Source organism: Kribbella sp. NPDC049227, from assembly GCF_043197265.1.
Classification (GTDB): Bacteria; Actinomycetota; Actinomycetes; order Propionibacteriales; family Kribbellaceae; genus Kribbella.
Map to the genome: position 1 here is coordinate 457884 of NZ_JBICST010000006.1, position 16239 is coordinate 474122.

The window sequence follows — 16239 nt, forward strand, 5'->3', positions numbered from 1 at the left end:
TGCCCTGATGAAACATCCCTTGGAGGTCATGATGACGTTCCGCCCAGGCACGAGAGGACTGGCCGTCATGGCGGCCTGCTCGCTCGCACTGACCGCGTGCAGCGCGGGCAGTCTCGGTTCCAGTGACGACGCGGGGGCCACCTCGGTCGAGATCACCTACCTGATCGGCAATCAGGACCAGGATCTCAAGGACGCCCAGCAGCTCACCAAGGACTTCACCGCGAAGAACCCCGGCGTCACCGTCAACATCGAGACCAGGCCGGCCGGTAGCGAGGGCGACAACATCGTCAAGACCCGGTTGTCCACCGGGGACATGACCGATGTCTTCGCCTACAACACCGGTTCACTGTTCCAGGCGATCGCGCCGGAGAAGAACCTCGTCTCGATCAGCGACCAGCCCTACATCGGCGACCTGGACGCGAACTTCACCAAGACGGTGACGTCGGGCGACAAGGTCTACGGCGTGCCGTCCGGCGGGTTCATGGGCGGTGCGGTCCTCTACAACATCCCGATCTACACCAAGCTCGGGCTGCAGGTGCCGAAGACCTGGGCGGAGTTCATGGCGAACAACGCCAAGATCAAGGCCGCCGGGGGCGGAGTCGCGCCGGTGATCCAGACGTACGGCGAGACCTGGACGTCGCAGCTGTTCGTCCTCGGCGACTTCCACAACGTGGCCGCCGCGGAGCCGGACTTCGCCGACAAGTACACGAAGAACCAGGCGAAGTACGCGACCTCGCCGGCCGCGCTGAAGGGGTTCGAGCACACCGAGCAGGTCCACGACCTCGGCTACGAGAACAAGGACTTCGCGTCGGCGAAGCTGCCGGACGGCCTGAAGATGCTTGCCACCGGCAAGGGTGCGCACTACCCGATCCTGTCCGGGGTGGTCAACGACATGATCGCGACCAACCCGAACGCGGCCAAGGACGTCGGACTGTTCGCGCTGCCTGGTGACGACGCGAGCAAGAACGGACTGACCGTGTGGACGCCGGGTGGCATCTACATCCCGACCACCACGACCGGGGACAAGCTCGAGGCGGCGAAGAAGTTCCTCGCCTTCGTGGCCAGCCCCGACGGCTGCAAGTCGCTGGCCAGCGCCGGCGTGCCGACCGGGCCGTACGCCATCAAGGGCTGCCAGCTGGGGTCCGACGTACCGCAGTCGATCAAGGACATGCAGCCGTACCTCGACAAGGAAGGCGCGTCCAGCCTGGCGCTGGAGTTCGTGTCACCGGTGAAGGGCCCCTCGCTCGAGCAGATCACTGTCGAGGTCGGGTCCGGTATCCGCAAGGCCAAGGACGGCGCGGCGCGGTACGACGAGGATGTGAAGAAGCAGGCGCAGCAACTCGGACTGGCGGGTTGGTGAGGTCCGTGGCGATCACCTCGACCCGTCCCCGGGCCGGATCCAAGGCAGCCCCGGCCGCACCCGCGGCCGGGGGGAAGGCCTACACGCCGTACAAGTTCTGGTTCTACCTGCCGACCGCGGTGCTCTACAGCGTCCTGTTCCTCGTTCCGACGTTCGCGTCGTTCTACTACAGCCTGACCCGCTGGAGCCTGTTCGAGTCGAAGTTCATCGGCTTCGAGAACTTCGTCACGTTCTTCCAGGAGCCCGCTCTGGTCAAGGGCTTCACCAACACGCTGATCTACGGTGCGGTGACCTCGGGGGCGAAGGTCGTACTCGGTCTGCTGCTCGCCGTCCTGCTGACGTCGAGGATCGTCGGCCGCGGGTATCTGCGCTCGGTCGTGTTCTTCCCGGTACTGGTCAGCACGATCGGTGTCGGCCTGATGTTCCAGGTGATGATGAATCCCGAGCGCGGCATCATCAACGGCGCCCTCGGCGTGATCGGCATCCAGGGACCCGGTTGGCTGACCGACCCGAAGTGGGCCCTGCTGTCGATCGCCGCCGTGGACGTCTGGAAGGGCGTCGGGCTGGCGACGCTGATCTACATCGCCGGGATCGTGTCGATCCCGCGTGAGTACATGGAGGCCGCCCGGGTGGACGGCGCCGGGTCGTTCGAGACGTTCCGCCGGATCGTGCTGCCGCTGTGCAAGCCGGCCACCGTCACGGTCATCATCTTGTCGCTGATCGGCGGCCTGCGGTCGTTCGAGCTGATCTGGGCGATGACCCGCGGTGGGCCCGGGTTCACCTCGGACGTGATCTCGTCGGTGATCTACAAGCAGTACCAGGCCGGCTTCTACGGCCTGTCGACGGCCGGCAACGTGATCCTGTTCCTGCTGGTCACCGCGATCATCCTGCCGCTGAACCTGTTCCTGAACCGGAAGGAGGTGGACATGTGAGCACCGCCGAACTCGTCAACCACCGGCCGGGCCGGAGCTACCTGCTCAGCGTGGTCGCGATCGTGTCCTCGATCGTGGTGTTCATCATCCCGTTCGCGTTCATGGTGCTGACCGCGGTGAAGGACCGGCAGCAGGCCGCCGACCTCAGCTTCGCCTGGCCGCACCAGTTCCGGTTCGCGCAGAACTTCGTCGAGGTGGTGAAGGCCCGCGACTACATGCTGGTGATCGCCTACATCAACAGCACGATCCTGACCGTGGCCAGTGTGGCGGGCATGGTGGTGCTGGCGGCGATGGCCGGGTTCGTGCTGCAACGCCGCAAGAGCCGCTGGAACCCGTTCATCAACTTCCTGGTGCTGTCCGGCCTGATCATTCCGCCGGCCGTCGTACCGACGATCTGGGTGCTGCAGAAGCTCGGGCTGTTCCGGACCATGCCGGGGCTGATCCTGATCGAGATCGCGTTCGGGTTGTCGTTCTGCATCCTGCTGTTCCGTGCCTTCGTCGCGACCATCCCCCGCGAGCTCGACGAGGCCGCGATCATCGACGGCGCCGGACCGTTGCGGTTGTTCTTCGGGGTCATCTTCCCGCTGCTCAAGTCCGTCATCGTCACCGTGGTGGTGATCCAGTCGGTCAACGTGTTCAACGACTTCGTGAACCCGCTGTACTTCCTACCCGGCGACAAGAACGCGACCGTGCAGTTGACCCTCTACAACTTCTCCAGCCAGTTCAGTACGCAGTACAACCTGCTGTTCATGGACATCCTGCTGATCACGATCCCGCCCCTGATCATGTTCCTCTTCTTCAACCGCCAGATCGTCGCCGGCATGACGTCCGGCGCCGTCAAGGGCTGACCCGGACCAGGAGGTAGGCCTGAGGCTGCTTCTCGTACTCGAGGGCAGCGTGGGTCAAGGTCGCGACCTCGACGAAGCCGGCCTCGGCCAGCAGCGCGCCGATGTCGGCCGGGTCGTACCAGTAGACGTCGAGGTCGACGTCGTGGCCGTACGCCGTTTCGAGGTGGTAGCGGCCGCTGCCCACCTTGAAGGCGTGCAGGAGGTAGCCGCCGGGCCGCACGACCCGATGGAGCTCGGCGAACACGGCCGGCAGGTCCTCGCGTGGAGTGTGGACGAGTGAGTACCACGCGAGGGCCCCGGCCAGCTCGTCGTCCTTCAGGTCGAGGTCGAACAGCGAGCCGACCTCGAAGCGCAGTGCCGGGTACTCCTGCCGGGCGACCTCGATCATCCCCGCCGACAGGTCGATGCCGAAGGCATCCAGCCCGAGCGAGGCGAGGTACGTCGTGATGCGGCCGGTACCGCAGCCGAGATCACCGACCGGACCGTCGCTCACCAGCTCGGCGAACAGGTTGAGGGCGGCCCGGTCGTACGGATTCTCCCGCAGATTGTCCTTGAGTTGGTGGTGGTACCCGGCAGCGGCGGTGTCGTACGACGTCTCGATCATGATCCGCGACCCTAAACCGAGCCACCGACATTCCGATGGCGGCCTGCGCTAGACGGTGGCGTAGTACGCCTCGACTGCCTCGTAGTCGACTGAGGTGTCGGGCTTGATGCCGAGGGCCTCGTAGTGCTTGCGGCGGGCACGCATGTCCGCGAGCAGGATCGCGCGGGCGTGGACCGCGACCTCGTCGGCGACCTCGGCCGGGACCACGATGACGCCGTCGTCGTCGCAGCCGACCATGTCGCCCGGGCTCACCTGCGTGCCCCCGCAGGCGACGGTGGTCTGCGTCTCGACCACCTTGATCCGGCCGGGGATGATCGTGCGGCCTCGAGCCCGCGAACAGATCGGGGTGCGCTGGGCAACGATCTCCGCGGTGTCGCGGCAGTACCCGTCGGTGACGATCCCGGCCGCACCGGCCTTCACCGCGCCCATGCCGTTCTCCGAACCCCAGAAGCCGACCTCCTTGCCGCCGCCGGCGTCCATCACCACGACGTGCCCGGGCTCCAGGTCGCCGGGCAGTTTCACGTTGCCGGTCTCCTCGAACCAGATCCGGTGCGCCTCGACGATGTCCTGGGTGCTGTCCAGCTTCCACATCGGCCGGTTCGACGGTACCGCGCGGATGGTCGCGGCGCGGCCCCAGAACTTCATCCCGAGCCACAGCGGCCGGACCTCGGGCGACATCAGCCCGATGTCGAAGTACCCGATGCCGTCGAGCGCGTCGGCGACATCCACCACCCGCAGATGCTTGTAGAGGCTGGACAGGTCGTTCGGCTTGGCAGTCTCTGTCATCAGGGCTGACCTTTCGTTCGGTAGTTGTGAGCGGCCGTGCCTCCGAGCACGGCCGCGAGTTCGTTGGGGGTTGCTACACAGCGTTCGACAGTCGAGCGGAGCGCGGACCACGCCTCCTGGTACGACGCCCTTAGCAGGACCACCGGCCAGTTGCTGGCCAGCATCAGCCGATCGGCGCCGAAGCACTCGACCACCCAGGCGACATAGCGATCGACGTCGTCCGGCCAAGTGGGCAATGCAGTGAGCAGATCGATGCCGAGCGACACTTTCAGCGCCACTCGCGGTGAAGCGGCGAGCTGAGCGAGTTGGGTCGCCCACGGCTCCCACCCTCCGCTGTCGATCGGCGGCCTGCCGAGATGGTCGACAATGATCCGCAAGTCCGGCACGGCCTCGGCGAGACCGATCACCGCGGCGGCCTGCTCGGCGGTGACGGGTACGACGTCCCAGCTCACTCCAGCCGCCGCCAGATCCGTGAACAACTCGACCGCCGCCGGCCGGCTCAACCACTCCAGGGGATCCCGGCCGACCAGACATCGCACCCCGTGGAAGACGTCGCCGCTGCGCTTCCACTCCGCGCGAGCCGCGACCGGATCCGACAGCGGCAGCCATCCGACCACGGCTCCGACGTACGGCGCCTCGGCGGCGTAACGCACCAGCCGGTCGTTCTCAGCGGGCTCGTCGACCGACTGAATCAGGACCGTCTGGTCGACCCCGGCCGCGGCGAGCTCAGTGGCGAGATCGTCGGGTGAGTAGTCGCGCGCGATGGCGTTGTGCCGGTCGTCGCGCCAGGGCTGGTCCTGCGCCGCCACTCGCCAGAAGTGGTGGTGCGCGTCGATGACCGTCATCGTCCCTCCCACTCGACGTGTTCGTGGTTGAGGAAGCCGGCCACACCAGCCTGGAAGTCCCGGCTCGCATACACCCCCGCCAGTACGTCGTCCGCCTCCGCGACCGCGCCGTCACGAAGAACCCGCCGTTCGACCTCCTTCAGGGCCGCGAGCGTGAGCGGTGCGTTGGAGCAGATCCGCTCCAACAGCTCCTCGACCCGGGTCGTCAGTTGCTCGCGCTCGATCACCTCCGTGACGAAGCCGTCCACCTCCGTTGCTGAGAGCAACCGAGCGGTGAGCACCATCGCCATCGTCCGGCCTGCACCGAGCCGCTGGAACAGACGTGCCAGGACAGGAGGCGGCAGCGTGTTGCCGAGCGTCCGGGCGACCGGTGCGCCGAACACGGCGTCCGGTGTGGCGACCACGAGGTCACTGCATGCGGCCAGCGCCAGCCCGGCCCCGACCGCAGGTCCCTCGACCACCGCGACGACCGGGACTCGGATCCGCAGGAGGGACCCGAGCACGCGACCTACGCGGTGCTCGTACTCGACCCCCTGCTCGCCGGTGGTGAAGTCGGCGAACTGCCGGATGTCCGTTCCGGCGGCGAACGCCTCGCCTCCGGCGCCCCGCAGTACGACCACCCGGATGTCGCGGTCGCCGTCGACGGTCGATTCGACCTGCTCCAGGGCGTCGTACATCGGCCAGGTGATCGCGTTGCGGCGGCCCGGGTTCGACAGCGTCAGCCGCAGGATCGCGCCGTCGCGTTCGACCTCCAGCGAACTCATTCGCCGAGGACCTCCTCCGTGTGCTCGCCGAGCAAGGGTGGATGCCGCCGGATCCGCGCCGGCGTCCCGCTCATCCGGACCGGCGAGCCGAGGACCCGGACCCGTCCCTCGACGGGGTGGTCGACCTCCTGCACCATGCCACGGGCCTTGACGTGGGGATCCTCGTCCAGCACCTGCCGGTAGTCGCGAATCGGTCCGGCGGGTACGCCGGCGTCGAGCAGCAGGGCCACCCATTCGTCCGTCGTTCCGGAGGCCAGCCGCTCTTCGAGCTCCGCGGCCAGTTCGTCGCGGTGCGCCATCCGATCGGTGTTGGTGACGAAGCGCGGGTCCGTCTCGAGATCGGTCGCTTCCAGAGCTGCGCACAGTCGTTGCCAGAGGCGCTCGTTGTTCGCGCCCAGCGTCACGTACCCGTCCTTCGTCCGCAGTGCTTGGTACGGCGCCGACATGCGGTTCGCCGAGCCCAGCGGCTGCGGGATCTGTCCGGTGGCCCAGTACTCCGTTGACTCCCAGACCGACATGGCCAACGCGGCCTCGAAGAGTGACGTCTCGACGTACTGCCCCTCCCCCGTCCTCGCCCGGGCATGGACGGCGGCCACGATGCCGAGCGCGCAGAACATCCCGGCGCCGAGGTCACCAACCGGCAGACCGCACTTGACCGGTGTGCCGTCCGACGTGCCGGTGATGCTCATGACCCCGGACATCGCCTGCGCGATCAGGTCGTACCCGGGCCGATCGGCGTACGGGCCTGTCTGGCCGAAGCCGGAGACGCTGGCGTAGATCAGCCGCGGGTTGATCGCGGCCAGCGTGTCGTAGTCCACGCCGAGCCGGCGGGTCACGCCGGGACGGAAGTTCTCCACGACCACGTCGGCCGACTCCACCAGCCGGCGGAACGCGGCCAGGTCGTCCGGCTCCTTCAGGTCCAGGCAGACGCTCCGCTTGTTCCGGTTCAGGGCGAGGAACGCACGACTGTCCTCACCGTGGACGGGGTAGCCCCAGGACCGCCTGGTCTGGTCGCCGGTCCGGGGGTTCTCGATCTTGATCACGTCCGCGCCGAGATCCGCCAGCAGCATCGTGCAGAACGGTCCGGCCATCACCTGGGTGAGGTCCAGTACCCGCAAGCCGTCCAGCGCGCCGGCACCGTCCCCCGTCGTGTCGGTCATCAGCCGCCCAGCCCCGCATTCGCCTCGGTGAAGAAGGAGTCGGCCGCCTGCTGCACGGTCTTCTTGCCGAAGGCAATCTCCTCGTACGCGCGGGTGAACGCCGACTCGAACGTCGCCTGGTAGCCCGGCGGGTAGAGGATCGTCGGCGGCTTCTTCGCCACGATCTGCTGGTACAGCTCCAGCTCGTGCTTCTTCAGCGGCGCCAGCTTCGGGTCGTCGACCTGGGCCTGCAGGACCTTCTGGTTCGTCGCCGCGCCGTTGTCGGACTTGAACACCGCACCGGCCTCGGGGTTGTTGGTGAAGAAGTCGATGAACGCCGCCGCGGTCGGAATGTTGTCGCAGTTCGTCGGAATCGCGAAGCCGGAGGTGAACATCGCGTTCCCGCCGCCGGACGGGCCGGACGGCATCGGCAACGTGGTCAGCTTCTGCGCGCCAGGCTTGCTCGCCAGCGTCGCGGACGCGGGCGTCAGTGCGTTACCTGGAATGCTGTCGGTGAGCAGCTTGCCCTGGGCAATGAAGCCCTGCTCGGCGCCTTCCGGCTCATCCGCCTGAGCGTCCGCGCCCATCGTCGTACCCGCCGTGCGGAGCTTCTCCCACATGGTCCAGTACTCGACCAGCGACTCCTTGGTGAAGCCGAGTTTGCCGTCGTCGGTGAACAACTGCTTGCCGTTGGCCAGTTGGTAGGCAATGAAGTAGTTCGGCAGGCCACCACGCGACCCCGCCGCGAACGTCCCCTTCGGCAGCTTGGCCGAGGCCTTCGCCATCCACTCCGTGTACTGCGTCCAGTCATAGCCGTCGGGTGGCAGCCCGACACCTGCCTCGTCGGCCAGGGTCTGATTCACACCGACCGCGTCGTACGCCGCACCGTACGGCAGGAAGTAGAGCTTGCCGTCCGGGCCGCGGCCGGTGTCGACGATCTCCTTCGGGATGTCGTCGACCTTGATCGCGCCGGACTCGATCATCGGGTCCAGCGGCAGCAGCACCTTGCGCTTGGTGTAGTCGTTCAGCTGACGGCCTTGCAGCTGCATCACACACGGCAGGGTGTGGCTCGACGCCTGGATGTTCAGCTTGTTGAAGTAGTTGCCGAAGTCGGCGTTCTGCCGGTCAATGGTGACACCGGAGTGCTCCTTCACGAACATGTCGGCGACCGCGTTCGTCTTCTGTGCGCGGGCCGCACCACCCCAGAAGGTGAGCTGCAGCTTGCCGCTGACCTCACCCTTGCCGTCCTTGCCGTCCGAGCCACCGCCGGCAGAGGTGTCGGTCACCGAAGTTCCGTTGCATCCGGCAACCACCAGCAGGGCCGCGCAGGCCAGGGCCGTCGTTCCGATTCTTCTCATCAGGATCTCCACAGGGTTACTTGAGGCCGGTGGTCGCGACGCCCTCGATCAGCAGCTTCTGGGCGCCCAGGAAGAAGCCGACGATCGGTGCCAGCGCGAGAGTGGACATGGCGAACAGCGAGCCGTACGCCGATTCCCCGGTGACGTCGAGGAAGGAGTTCAGGCCGAGCGAGACGGTCCACAGCTCGGGGCGGTTCAGGTAGAGCAGCGGGCCGAGGAAGTCGTTCCAGCTGTTGATGAAGGTGAACAGCGCGGTGGTGCCGATCGCGGGCAGCGACAACGGCATGATGATCCGGATGAACGTGCGCCAGTGACCGCACCCGTCGATCCGGGCGGCGTCGTCGAGCTCACGCGGCAGAGTGCGGATGAACTGGACCATCAGGAAGATGAAGAACGCCTCCACGCCGAGCCACTTCGGCACCACCAGCGGCAGGTAGGTGTTCATCCAGGCCAGCTCGTTGAACAAGATGTACTGCGGCACGAGCGTGACGTGATACGGCAGCAGCATGGTGCCGAGCAGCAATCCGAACAGCACCCGCTTCAACGGGAACTCCAGCCGGGCGAACGCGTACGCCGTCAGCGAGCAGGCGAACAGATTGCCGGCAATCGACAATGCGGTGATCGCGATCGAGTTCAGGAAGTAGCGGGAGAAGTCGAGCTGACCCGCGGACCAGCCGTGCTTGTAGTTGTCCAGCGTGTAGTGCCGGCTGAACAGACCGAGGCTGTTCATCACCTCCGCCGACGGCCGGAACGACGCCGCGACCATCCACACGACCGGATACAGCATCACCACGAGGACGGCGATCAGGAACGCGTGCCGGATGACCCCGATGACGAACGGGTTCGTGGTACGACGCCGGCCGAGCAGGGCGCGGCGGGCGGGGATCGACACGCTCGTCATCGTTCGTCTCCGTAGTAGACCCAGCGCTTCGCGGTGAGGAACAGGAAGCCGGTGAAGGCAGCGAGCACGATCACCAAGGTCCAGGCCATGGCGGAGGCGTAGCCCATCTTCAGCTCGGCGAATCCCTGCTGGTACAGGTACAGCGTGTAGAACAAGGTCGAGTCGGCCGGTCCCCCGGATCCGCGGCTGACCACGAACGCGCCGGTGAACGCCTGGAAGGCGTGGATCGTGTCGAGCAGCAGGTTGAAGAAGATCAGCGGTGTCATCAGCGGCAGCGTGACGCTGAAGAACCGGCGGATGGGTCCGGCGCCGTCGACCGCGGCGGCCTCGTGCAGTTCTGCCGGCACCTGCCGAAGACCGGCCAGGAAGATGATCATGGTCGCGCCGAACGCCCACAGGTTCAGTGTGACGATTGTCCACAACGCCGTACCCGGACTGCCGACCCAGCTGCCGCGGGTGATCCCGAACAGGCTGAGCACCTGGTTCACCAGACCGGTGCCGCCGAAGATCTGCCGCCACAGCACCGCGATCGCGACACTCGCACCCATCAGCGACGGCAGGTAGAACAGTGCGCGGTAGCCGGACAGGAACCGGATTCCCTTGTCCAGCAGCAACGCCAGCACCATCGAGACGATGAGCAGCAGTGGGACGGACACGACGACGTACACCAGGGTCACGCGGACCGAGGAGAGATAGCGGGGATCCGCGGTGAACATCCGACGGAAGTTGTCCAGCCCGATCCACCGTGGCGGACTCAGCAGGTCATAGCTGGTGAAGGCGAGGTAGGCGGAGTACAGCATCGGACCGAGCGTCAGCAGCACGATGCCGATCAGCCAGGGGCTCAGGAACAGGTAGGCGGTCAGGCCTTCGCGGCCGGTGCGGGAGCTCTTCACGAGGCGGGTCCCTTCCGCGCGTGGGCCTCCACCCGCTCGGCCAGGTGCTGCCCGAGCAGACCGGCCACCGGGACCTGCACGTCACAGTCGCGCGCCGCGGCGACGACGTCCCACAGGTCCTTCGCCCATGGCCGGTCCCGCACCGGGGTTCCGCCCGCGTCGTACGCCGCCGCAACCCGGTCGAAGAATCCCCAGTTCCGCGTGATCCACGACTCGCCTGTGCTGGTCGATACCGCGTCCAGCACCGTCTGCTCCGGTACGTCGTACGCCGCGGCCAGCTCGAGTGCCTCGTGCACGCCGGCGAGCGCCGCGAACATCATCAACTGGTTCGCCAACTTCACCGCGGCTCCAGCACCCGCCGGCCCGACATGCAGCACCGTCTCCGCCACCGAGTCGAGCACCGGCCGGACCCGATCCAGCACCTCGGCCCGACCGCCCGCCATCACGGTCAGCGAGCCGGTCAGCGCTCTCTCGGCTCCCCCGCTCACGGGTACGTCGAGCAGCCCGAGCTGATGCGATTCCGCCTTCTGTGCAAGGCGTTTCGCGGTCGCCGGCAAGATCGTGCTGTGCACCAGGAAGACCGAGCCGGTCTGGAGGACCGGCGCCAGTTCGTCGACGAGTTCGGTCACCGCCTGGTCGTCCGGCACGGCCAGGCCGATCACCCGGCAGCCCGCCAGGTCCGCAGGCCCGGCCGCGATCTCGGAATCCAGCCCGTCCGCACGCCGCTCGTCGCGGTCGTACACCGTGAGCCGCCACCCGTCGCGGAGCAGTGCCTGCGCCATCGGATGGCCGAGATTGCCGAGCCCGGCGAAACCCACGGGCGAGGTTCGATCGATGTCATCGGTCACGGACGCCTCCAGGTCAACGACCAGATCGTCTATGAACTATTGTCTACAATAGATAGTCGACGCTGACAAGATCGCAGGTGAGAATGAACCATGACAGAGCAGCGGTTGCGGTCTCCGAGTTTGGTTCAGCTCGCGGCCGATGCGATCCGGCGGATGATCCTGGCCGGCGAGTTGGCCGAGGGTGAGCGGCTGATCGAGGAACGGCTCACCGAGCAGCTGGGCATCAGCCGGCCTCCTCTGCGCGAGGCGTTGCGGGTGCTCGAGCAGGAAGGCCTGATCGTCACACGTCCGCGTAGAGGATCGATGGTGGCGACGCTGACCGACCAGGACGTGTTCGAGATCCTCACGCTTCGCACCGCACTGGAGCGACTCGCCATCGAACTAGGTGTGCCGGTGCGATTCCCCGACCGGCTCAAGGACGCGCAGGAGGCGCTGGCCGAGATGGAGCACTGCGCGGACGCCGAGGACCGCGGCAGTCTCGTCCAGGCCGGCTACCGCTTCCACGCCTCGCTGATCGCTCTCGCCGGACACCGGCGGCTCGAGGAGGCGTACGCGTCAGTGCAGCAACAACTGCTCCTCTGCATGGCGCGCAATCTCTACGCCCGCGAGCACTTCTACGAGGACCTCCACGAGCACGTGGGTAGGCACAGGACCTTGCTCGAACTCGTCGAGACCGGCGACCCCGCCGCCGTACTGGCCGAGTTGGCTGTGCACGGCGAGCGGTCGTTCAGCGACCTTCAGAGCAATGCAGGCAGCCGCTCGGCGAGGGACTTGTAGTCCTGGAGTGAGTTGTAGGCGTGAGCGGACAGTCGGATGAAGCCGCGGCCGTCGAACCCGGTCAGCGTGATCTCGGCCTTCAGCTCACGGGACACCCGGATCTTGAACGCCTCCCCCGAAGTGAGGTCGACGGACGACGGCAGCTCGACGAGCCGCATCGTCGCCGCGGGACGCGCGACCTCGGCGACGCCGGTCGCCAAGGCCTTCGCGATGATGCGAGCGCCCTCGTCGATCAGGTTGCTCAGCTGCGAGCGTCGTACCGGCCAGTCGAGTTCGTCCAGCACCCGCAGTGACTCCGGCGCGGCGATCCAGGGGACGTAGTCGTACGTGCCCTGCATGTCGAAGCGCTCCGGCAGCCGCTCGTCGTACTCCGACCACGACACGATCAGCGGCAGCGTCTCCGACCGCCACTTCTCCGCGACCACCAGGCCCGCGGTCGCCCGCGGCGAGGCCGGCCACTTGTGGAAGTTGCCGGTCCAGAAGTCGGCGCCGTCGGCGGCCGGCGCGTCGATGAGGGCCGGTGCGTGCGCACCGTCGACCACGATCGGCACGTCCCGGTCCCGGCAGAGCGCGACGAGGTCCCCGAGCGGGAACACCATCGCCGTCGCCGAGCTGATCTGGTCCACGATGAGCATGGACGCCCGGTCCAACTGACCCGCGATCAGCGACACGACCGTCTCGTCGTCCGCCTCCAGCGGTATGTCGACCACGACGACCTCGGCCCGATTGGCCCTGGCGAACCGCTCGGCGGCGTACCGGACCGCGCCGTACGCGTGGTTGGTCAGCACGATCCGGCTGCCGGCTGGGATCGGCAGGGTGGCGAGCGCGACGGTCACCCCGGCGCTGGCGTTCGGGACCAGGGCGAAGCCGGCCGGGTCGGTCCGCAGGTACGACGCCAACTCGAGACGGCTCGTGGTCAACTGGTCCGCGACCGAGCGGAACCAAGCCATCGGGTTGGCCTCGGTCTCGGTGCGCAGGGCGGCCATCAGTTCCTGGGTACGCCGCGGCACTGCGCCGTACGAACCGTGATTCAGGTGCAGTACGCCGGGGTCGAGGGTCCACAGGTCGGGGCGGGGGCTGAGTAGCGTCACCACGCAAACGGTACATACTTCCTGTCGTGTACCCCTACCTCGACCACGACGGGCCGATCGCGATGGCCCACCGTGGCGGCGCAAGGCACCCGGAGAACATCGGCTACGAGAACTCGCTGCGCGCCTTCGAGCACGCGGTGGGACTGGGCTACCGATACCTGGAGACCGACCTGCACGCCACCAGCGACGGGGTGGTGATCGCGTTCCACGACAGCAAGCTCGACCGGGTCACCGACCGGACCGGCGTGGTCGCCGAGCTGCCGTGGTCCGAGGTGAGCAAGGCCAGGATCAACGGCCACGAGCCGATCCCCCGGCTGGACGAACTGCTCGAACACTTCCCGGAGATCCGGTTCAACCTCGACATCAAGGCGGAGAACGGGCTGCGCTCGGCCGCGGAGGTACTGCGCTCGGCGAACGCGATCGACCGTGTCTGCGTCTCGTCGTTCTCGCAGTCCCGGGTACGCCGGATCCGGCGCGAGCTGGGGCCGCGCCTGTGCACCGGGTACGGCGACTGGGAGACGGCGCTGATCCGGTTCCTGCCCATCCCGCTGAAGGCGAGCGGGGCCTGCTTGCAGATTCCGCAGCAGTACGGTCCGCTCCGGGTGCTCACGCCCGGGCTGATCCGGCGAGCCCATGCCCTGGGCAAGCAGGTACACGTCTGGACGGTCGACGATCCGGCCGACATGCGACGCCTGCTCGACGCCGGGATCGACGGCATCATCACCGACCGGACCGACGTCCTCCGGGACGTGCTCATCGAGCGCGGACAGTGGCAGCAAATCGGCCACTGAAGTGTTATCCGCGGGTACGCCGCTTCGTCCCCCGGACCTGACACACTCCTGCGCATGGGACTTCTCTCCGCCCCGGCGGCGGTCGACAAGCGGGAGTACTGGGGGTTCAGCCTCTACGACTGGGCCAACTCCGGCTACGTCACCACCGTCGGCACGGTGCTGTTCGCGCCGTACCTGACCTCCGTGGCCGAGACCGCCGCCTGCGGGTACGTCGGGACCACGGACAGGCCGTGCCACACCAACCTCGACGTCCTGGGGCTGGGCCTGTCTCCCGGTTCGCTGGCCTTCTACGTGGTCACGGTCGCGACGCTGGTGTCGGCGCTGTTCCTGCCGGTCGTCGGTGCGATCGCGGACCGGATGGCGCGCAAGAAGCTGCTGATGTGCGGCTTCGCCTGGACCGGCGCGCTCGCGGCCTGCTGCATGGTGTTCGTCGGCGGCGGCCGCTGGGAGCTCGGGGCGCTCCTCCTGCTGATCGGCAACCTGTGCCTCGGGTCGTCCCTGGTCGTCTACGACTCGATCCTGATCGACATCGCCGGGCCGGACGAGCGGGACGACGTCTCGTCGCGTGCCTGGGCGTTCGGCTACCTCGGCGGCTTCATCCTGCTCGCGATCAACCTCGGCGTGGTCACCGCCCACGACGCGCTCGGCCTGAGCCAAGGGACCGCGGTCCGGCTCAGTTTGCTCAGCGCCGGCCTGTGGTGGGGCGCATTCACGTTCATCCCGTTCACCAAACTGCGGAACCGGCCACCGGTCCTGGTCGAGCCCGTGCGCGGCAACATCGTCCGGCAGAGCTTCGGTCAGCTGTCAGCGACGCTCAAGCACATGCGCACCTACCCGGTGACGTTGCTGTTCCTGATCGCCTACCTGTTCTTCAACGACGGCATCCAGACCGTCATCTCGGTGTCGTCGACGTATGGCGAGAAGCAGCTCGGGTTCGAGACCCAGGTGCTGATCGCAACGATCCTGCTGGTGCAGTTCGTCGCGTTCTTCGGTGCGCTCGCGTTCGGGCGGTTCGCCCGCCGGTTCGGGACCAAGCTGACGATCATGGGCGGCCTGGTGGTCTGGATGCTGATCGTGATCGCCGGCTTCCTGCTCCCGGCCCAGCAGATCGCGCCGTTCCTGGCGATGGGCGTCGCGATCGGCGTCGTCCTCGGTGGGACCCAGGCGCTGTCGCGGTCGGCGTTCAGCCAGCTGATCCCGAAGGGCCGCGAGGCGGAGTACTTCTCGCTGTACCAGGCCGGCGAGCGCGGTACGTCGTGGCTCGGCACGCTCGTGTTCGGCCTGGTCCACCAGATCACCGGCTCCTACCGGCCCGCGATCGTTGCCCTCGGCCTCTTCTTCCTCATCGGCCTGGCCCTGCTCTCCCGCGTCGACATGCGCCGCGGCATCACCGAAGCGGGCAACACTCAGCCCACGCTGGTCTGAGGTAGGACGGACCCGACCAGCCGCCGTACCACCGCGTGTCGGTGTCCCCGCTGGACGCGTACCTTGTCTTCCTCGGCAGGGCCGCGGACGGGATGCGCGAGTCGGGCGCGTTCGACGAGCCGGAGCGGTGGCAGTTCCCGTGGAGCCGTCCGTACAGCCGGGACGAGTGGATCGAGCAGGTGCGCACCGGTGGCGACGCCAGTCAGTTCGACCCCAGCAAGTTCGACGACCTACTGACCGGGATCGGCGCTGCGGTCGACGCCGCCGGCGGCAGCTTCCAGATGAACTTCATCGCGCTCACACTGACCGCGACCCGCAGCTGACATGAGAAACGGGCCCTGACCGCGTCGTTGCGGTGAGGGCCCGTCAGGTCTAGCTCAGGCGGTGCGCTTGGTCCGGTGCAGGTGCGCGGGGCCGATCTCGCCCTTGCGGAGCAGCTCGACCCGCTCGGCGAGGAGCTCCTCCAGCTCGGAGATGCTGCGACGCTCACGCAGCATGTCCCAGTGCGTACGGGCCGGCTTCTCCTGCTTCGGCTCCGGCTTCTCACCGGTCGAGCGAGCAGCCTCGCTGCCGCAGTGCGGGCACTCCCAGATCGCGGGCACCTCGGCGTCGTGCGCCATGGTGACCTCGACCACGTGGCCGCGGGGGCAGTCGTACGTAATCATCTGGCGCGGAGCGAACTCAACACCACGGTCATCCTCGAAGCTGACCCCACCCAGCCCCGAACCACGCAGTACGCGATTAGACATGTCAAACCTCCGAGATCGTCATCCGTGCCAACGGTCGGCCGGCCCGGATCATTCCCATTTTGGCATGCCCGAGCCATATGTACGCACCTGACAGCACCGTCGTGACACCCTGTCATCGAGCGTTCACA

The 16239-nt window shown here is 67.3% G+C and carries 18 protein-coding genes; 7 read left to right on the plus strand and 11 right to left on the minus strand.

Going from position 1 to position 16239, the window contains the following annotated elements; translation table 11 throughout:
* The first annotated feature begins 7 nt into the window (after nucleotides 1-7).
* The 3 genes from ACGFH6_RS28250 to ACGFH6_RS28260 are packed head-to-tail and all read left to right on the plus strand — an operon-like array spanning nucleotide 8 to nucleotide 3140.
* The gene (locus ACGFH6_RS28250) at nucleotides 8-1360 is read left to right on the plus strand and encodes an ABC transporter substrate-binding protein (protein ID WP_393389889.1); all 1353 of its coding nucleotides are present in this window, start codon (nucleotides 8-10) and stop codon (nucleotides 1358-1360) included.
* A 5-nt stretch (nucleotides 1361-1365) separates the two neighbouring features.
* The gene (locus ACGFH6_RS28255; RefSeq protein WP_393389892.1) at nucleotides 1366-2292 is read left to right on the plus strand and encodes a carbohydrate ABC transporter permease; all 927 of its coding nucleotides are present in this window, start codon (nucleotides 1366-1368) and stop codon (nucleotides 2290-2292) included.
* The gene (locus tag ACGFH6_RS28260; protein WP_393389895.1) at nucleotides 2289-3140 is read left to right on the plus strand and encodes a carbohydrate ABC transporter permease; all 852 of its coding nucleotides are present in this window, start codon (nucleotides 2289-2291) and stop codon (nucleotides 3138-3140) included. The genes ACGFH6_RS28255 and ACGFH6_RS28260 overlap by 4 nt, the downstream gene beginning before the upstream one ends.
* On the opposite strand, the gene ACGFH6_RS28265 is transcribed toward ACGFH6_RS28260, so the two are convergent.
* The 9 genes from ACGFH6_RS28265 to ACGFH6_RS28305 are packed head-to-tail and all read right to left on the minus strand — an operon-like array spanning nucleotide 3130 to nucleotide 11278.
* Nucleotides 3130-3744, minus strand: coding sequence for a methyltransferase domain-containing protein (locus ACGFH6_RS28265; protein WP_393389898.1), 615 nt, complete (start codon nucleotides 3742-3744; stop codon nucleotides 3130-3132). The genes ACGFH6_RS28260 and ACGFH6_RS28265 overlap by 11 nt on opposite strands.
* Nucleotides 3745-3792: 48 nt before the next feature.
* Nucleotides 3793-4530, minus strand: a complete 738-nt coding sequence (locus tag ACGFH6_RS28270; RefSeq protein ID WP_393389900.1) for an RraA family protein — start codon at nucleotides 4528-4530, stop codon at nucleotides 3793-3795.
* Complete coding sequence (locus tag ACGFH6_RS28275; RefSeq protein WP_393389903.1) at nucleotides 4530-5375, minus strand: amidohydrolase family protein; 846 nt, start codon at nucleotides 5373-5375, stop codon at nucleotides 4530-4532. The genes ACGFH6_RS28270 and ACGFH6_RS28275 overlap by 1 nt, the downstream gene beginning before the upstream one ends.
* Nucleotides 5372-6139 (minus strand): enoyl-CoA hydratase, encoded by a 768-nt coding sequence (locus tag ACGFH6_RS28280; RefSeq protein ID WP_393389906.1) that lies wholly within the window; start codon nucleotides 6137-6139, stop codon nucleotides 5372-5374. The genes ACGFH6_RS28275 and ACGFH6_RS28280 overlap by 4 nt, the downstream gene beginning before the upstream one ends.
* Complete coding sequence (locus ACGFH6_RS28285) at nucleotides 6136-7299, minus strand: CaiB/BaiF CoA transferase family protein (protein WP_393389908.1); 1164 nt, start codon at nucleotides 7297-7299, stop codon at nucleotides 6136-6138. Before ACGFH6_RS28285 ends, ACGFH6_RS28280 begins: the two co-directional genes overlap by 4 nt.
* Nucleotides 7299-8636, minus strand: coding sequence for an ABC transporter substrate-binding protein (locus tag ACGFH6_RS28290; protein ID WP_393389911.1), 1338 nt, complete (start codon nucleotides 8634-8636; stop codon nucleotides 7299-7301). The genes ACGFH6_RS28285 and ACGFH6_RS28290 overlap by 1 nt, the downstream gene beginning before the upstream one ends.
* Before the next feature lie 16 nt (nucleotides 8637-8652).
* On the minus strand, nucleotides 8653-9537 hold the full coding sequence (locus ACGFH6_RS28295; RefSeq protein ID WP_393389914.1) for a carbohydrate ABC transporter permease: 885 nt from the start codon (nucleotides 9535-9537) through the stop codon (nucleotides 8653-8655).
* Nucleotides 9534-10430 (minus strand): carbohydrate ABC transporter permease, encoded by an 897-nt coding sequence (locus tag ACGFH6_RS28300; RefSeq protein ID WP_393389917.1) that lies wholly within the window; start codon nucleotides 10428-10430, stop codon nucleotides 9534-9536. Before ACGFH6_RS28300 ends, ACGFH6_RS28295 begins: the two co-directional genes overlap by 4 nt.
* Nucleotides 10427-11278: an NAD(P)-dependent oxidoreductase gene (locus tag ACGFH6_RS28305; protein ID WP_393389920.1), complete on the minus strand. Its 852-nt coding sequence runs from the start codon at nucleotides 11276-11278 to the stop codon at nucleotides 10427-10429. The genes ACGFH6_RS28300 and ACGFH6_RS28305 overlap by 4 nt, the downstream gene beginning before the upstream one ends.
* A gap of 90 nt (nucleotides 11279-11368) precedes the next feature.
* On the opposite strand from ACGFH6_RS28305, the gene ACGFH6_RS28310 reads away from it, so the two are divergent.
* Nucleotides 11369-12055 carry a GntR family transcriptional regulator gene (locus ACGFH6_RS28310; RefSeq protein ID WP_393389922.1) on the plus strand — a complete coding sequence of 229 codons (687 nt, stop codon included), beginning with the start codon at nucleotides 11369-11371 and terminating at the stop codon, nucleotides 12053-12055.
* Here the strand turns inward: ACGFH6_RS28310 and ACGFH6_RS28315 are convergent.
* Complete coding sequence (locus ACGFH6_RS28315; protein ID WP_393389925.1) at nucleotides 12016-13146, minus strand: aminotransferase class V-fold PLP-dependent enzyme; 1131 nt, start codon at nucleotides 13144-13146, stop codon at nucleotides 12016-12018. The two genes, ACGFH6_RS28310 and ACGFH6_RS28315, sit on opposite strands and share 40 nt — an antisense overlap.
* A gap of 26 nt (nucleotides 13147-13172) precedes the next feature.
* Here ACGFH6_RS28315 and ACGFH6_RS28320 point away from each other — a divergent pair, with 26 nt between their 5' ends.
* The 3 genes from ACGFH6_RS28320 to ACGFH6_RS28330 are packed head-to-tail and all read left to right on the plus strand — an operon-like array spanning nucleotide 13173 to nucleotide 15685.
* The gene (locus ACGFH6_RS28320; RefSeq protein WP_393389927.1) at nucleotides 13173-13937 is read left to right on the plus strand and encodes a glycerophosphodiester phosphodiesterase; all 765 of its coding nucleotides are present in this window, start codon (nucleotides 13173-13175) and stop codon (nucleotides 13935-13937) included.
* A gap of 54 nt (nucleotides 13938-13991) precedes the next feature.
* A complete protein-coding gene (locus ACGFH6_RS28325; protein ID WP_393389930.1) occupies nucleotides 13992-15362 on the plus strand; it encodes an MFS transporter in 1371 nt (456 codons plus the stop codon).
* Nucleotides 15363-15403: 41 nt separating this feature from the next.
* Entirely contained in the window at nucleotides 15404-15685 is a 282-nt protein-coding gene (locus tag ACGFH6_RS28330; RefSeq protein ID WP_393389933.1) for a hypothetical protein, read from the plus strand.
* Between the two features lie 54 nt (nucleotides 15686-15739).
* Here ACGFH6_RS28330 and ACGFH6_RS28335 read toward each other — a convergent pair whose 3' ends face one another.
* Nucleotides 15740-16111, minus strand: a complete 372-nt coding sequence (locus tag ACGFH6_RS28335) for an RNA polymerase-binding protein RbpA (RefSeq protein ID WP_131296220.1) — start codon at nucleotides 16109-16111, stop codon at nucleotides 15740-15742.
* Nucleotides 16112-16239 lie beyond the last annotated feature (128 nt).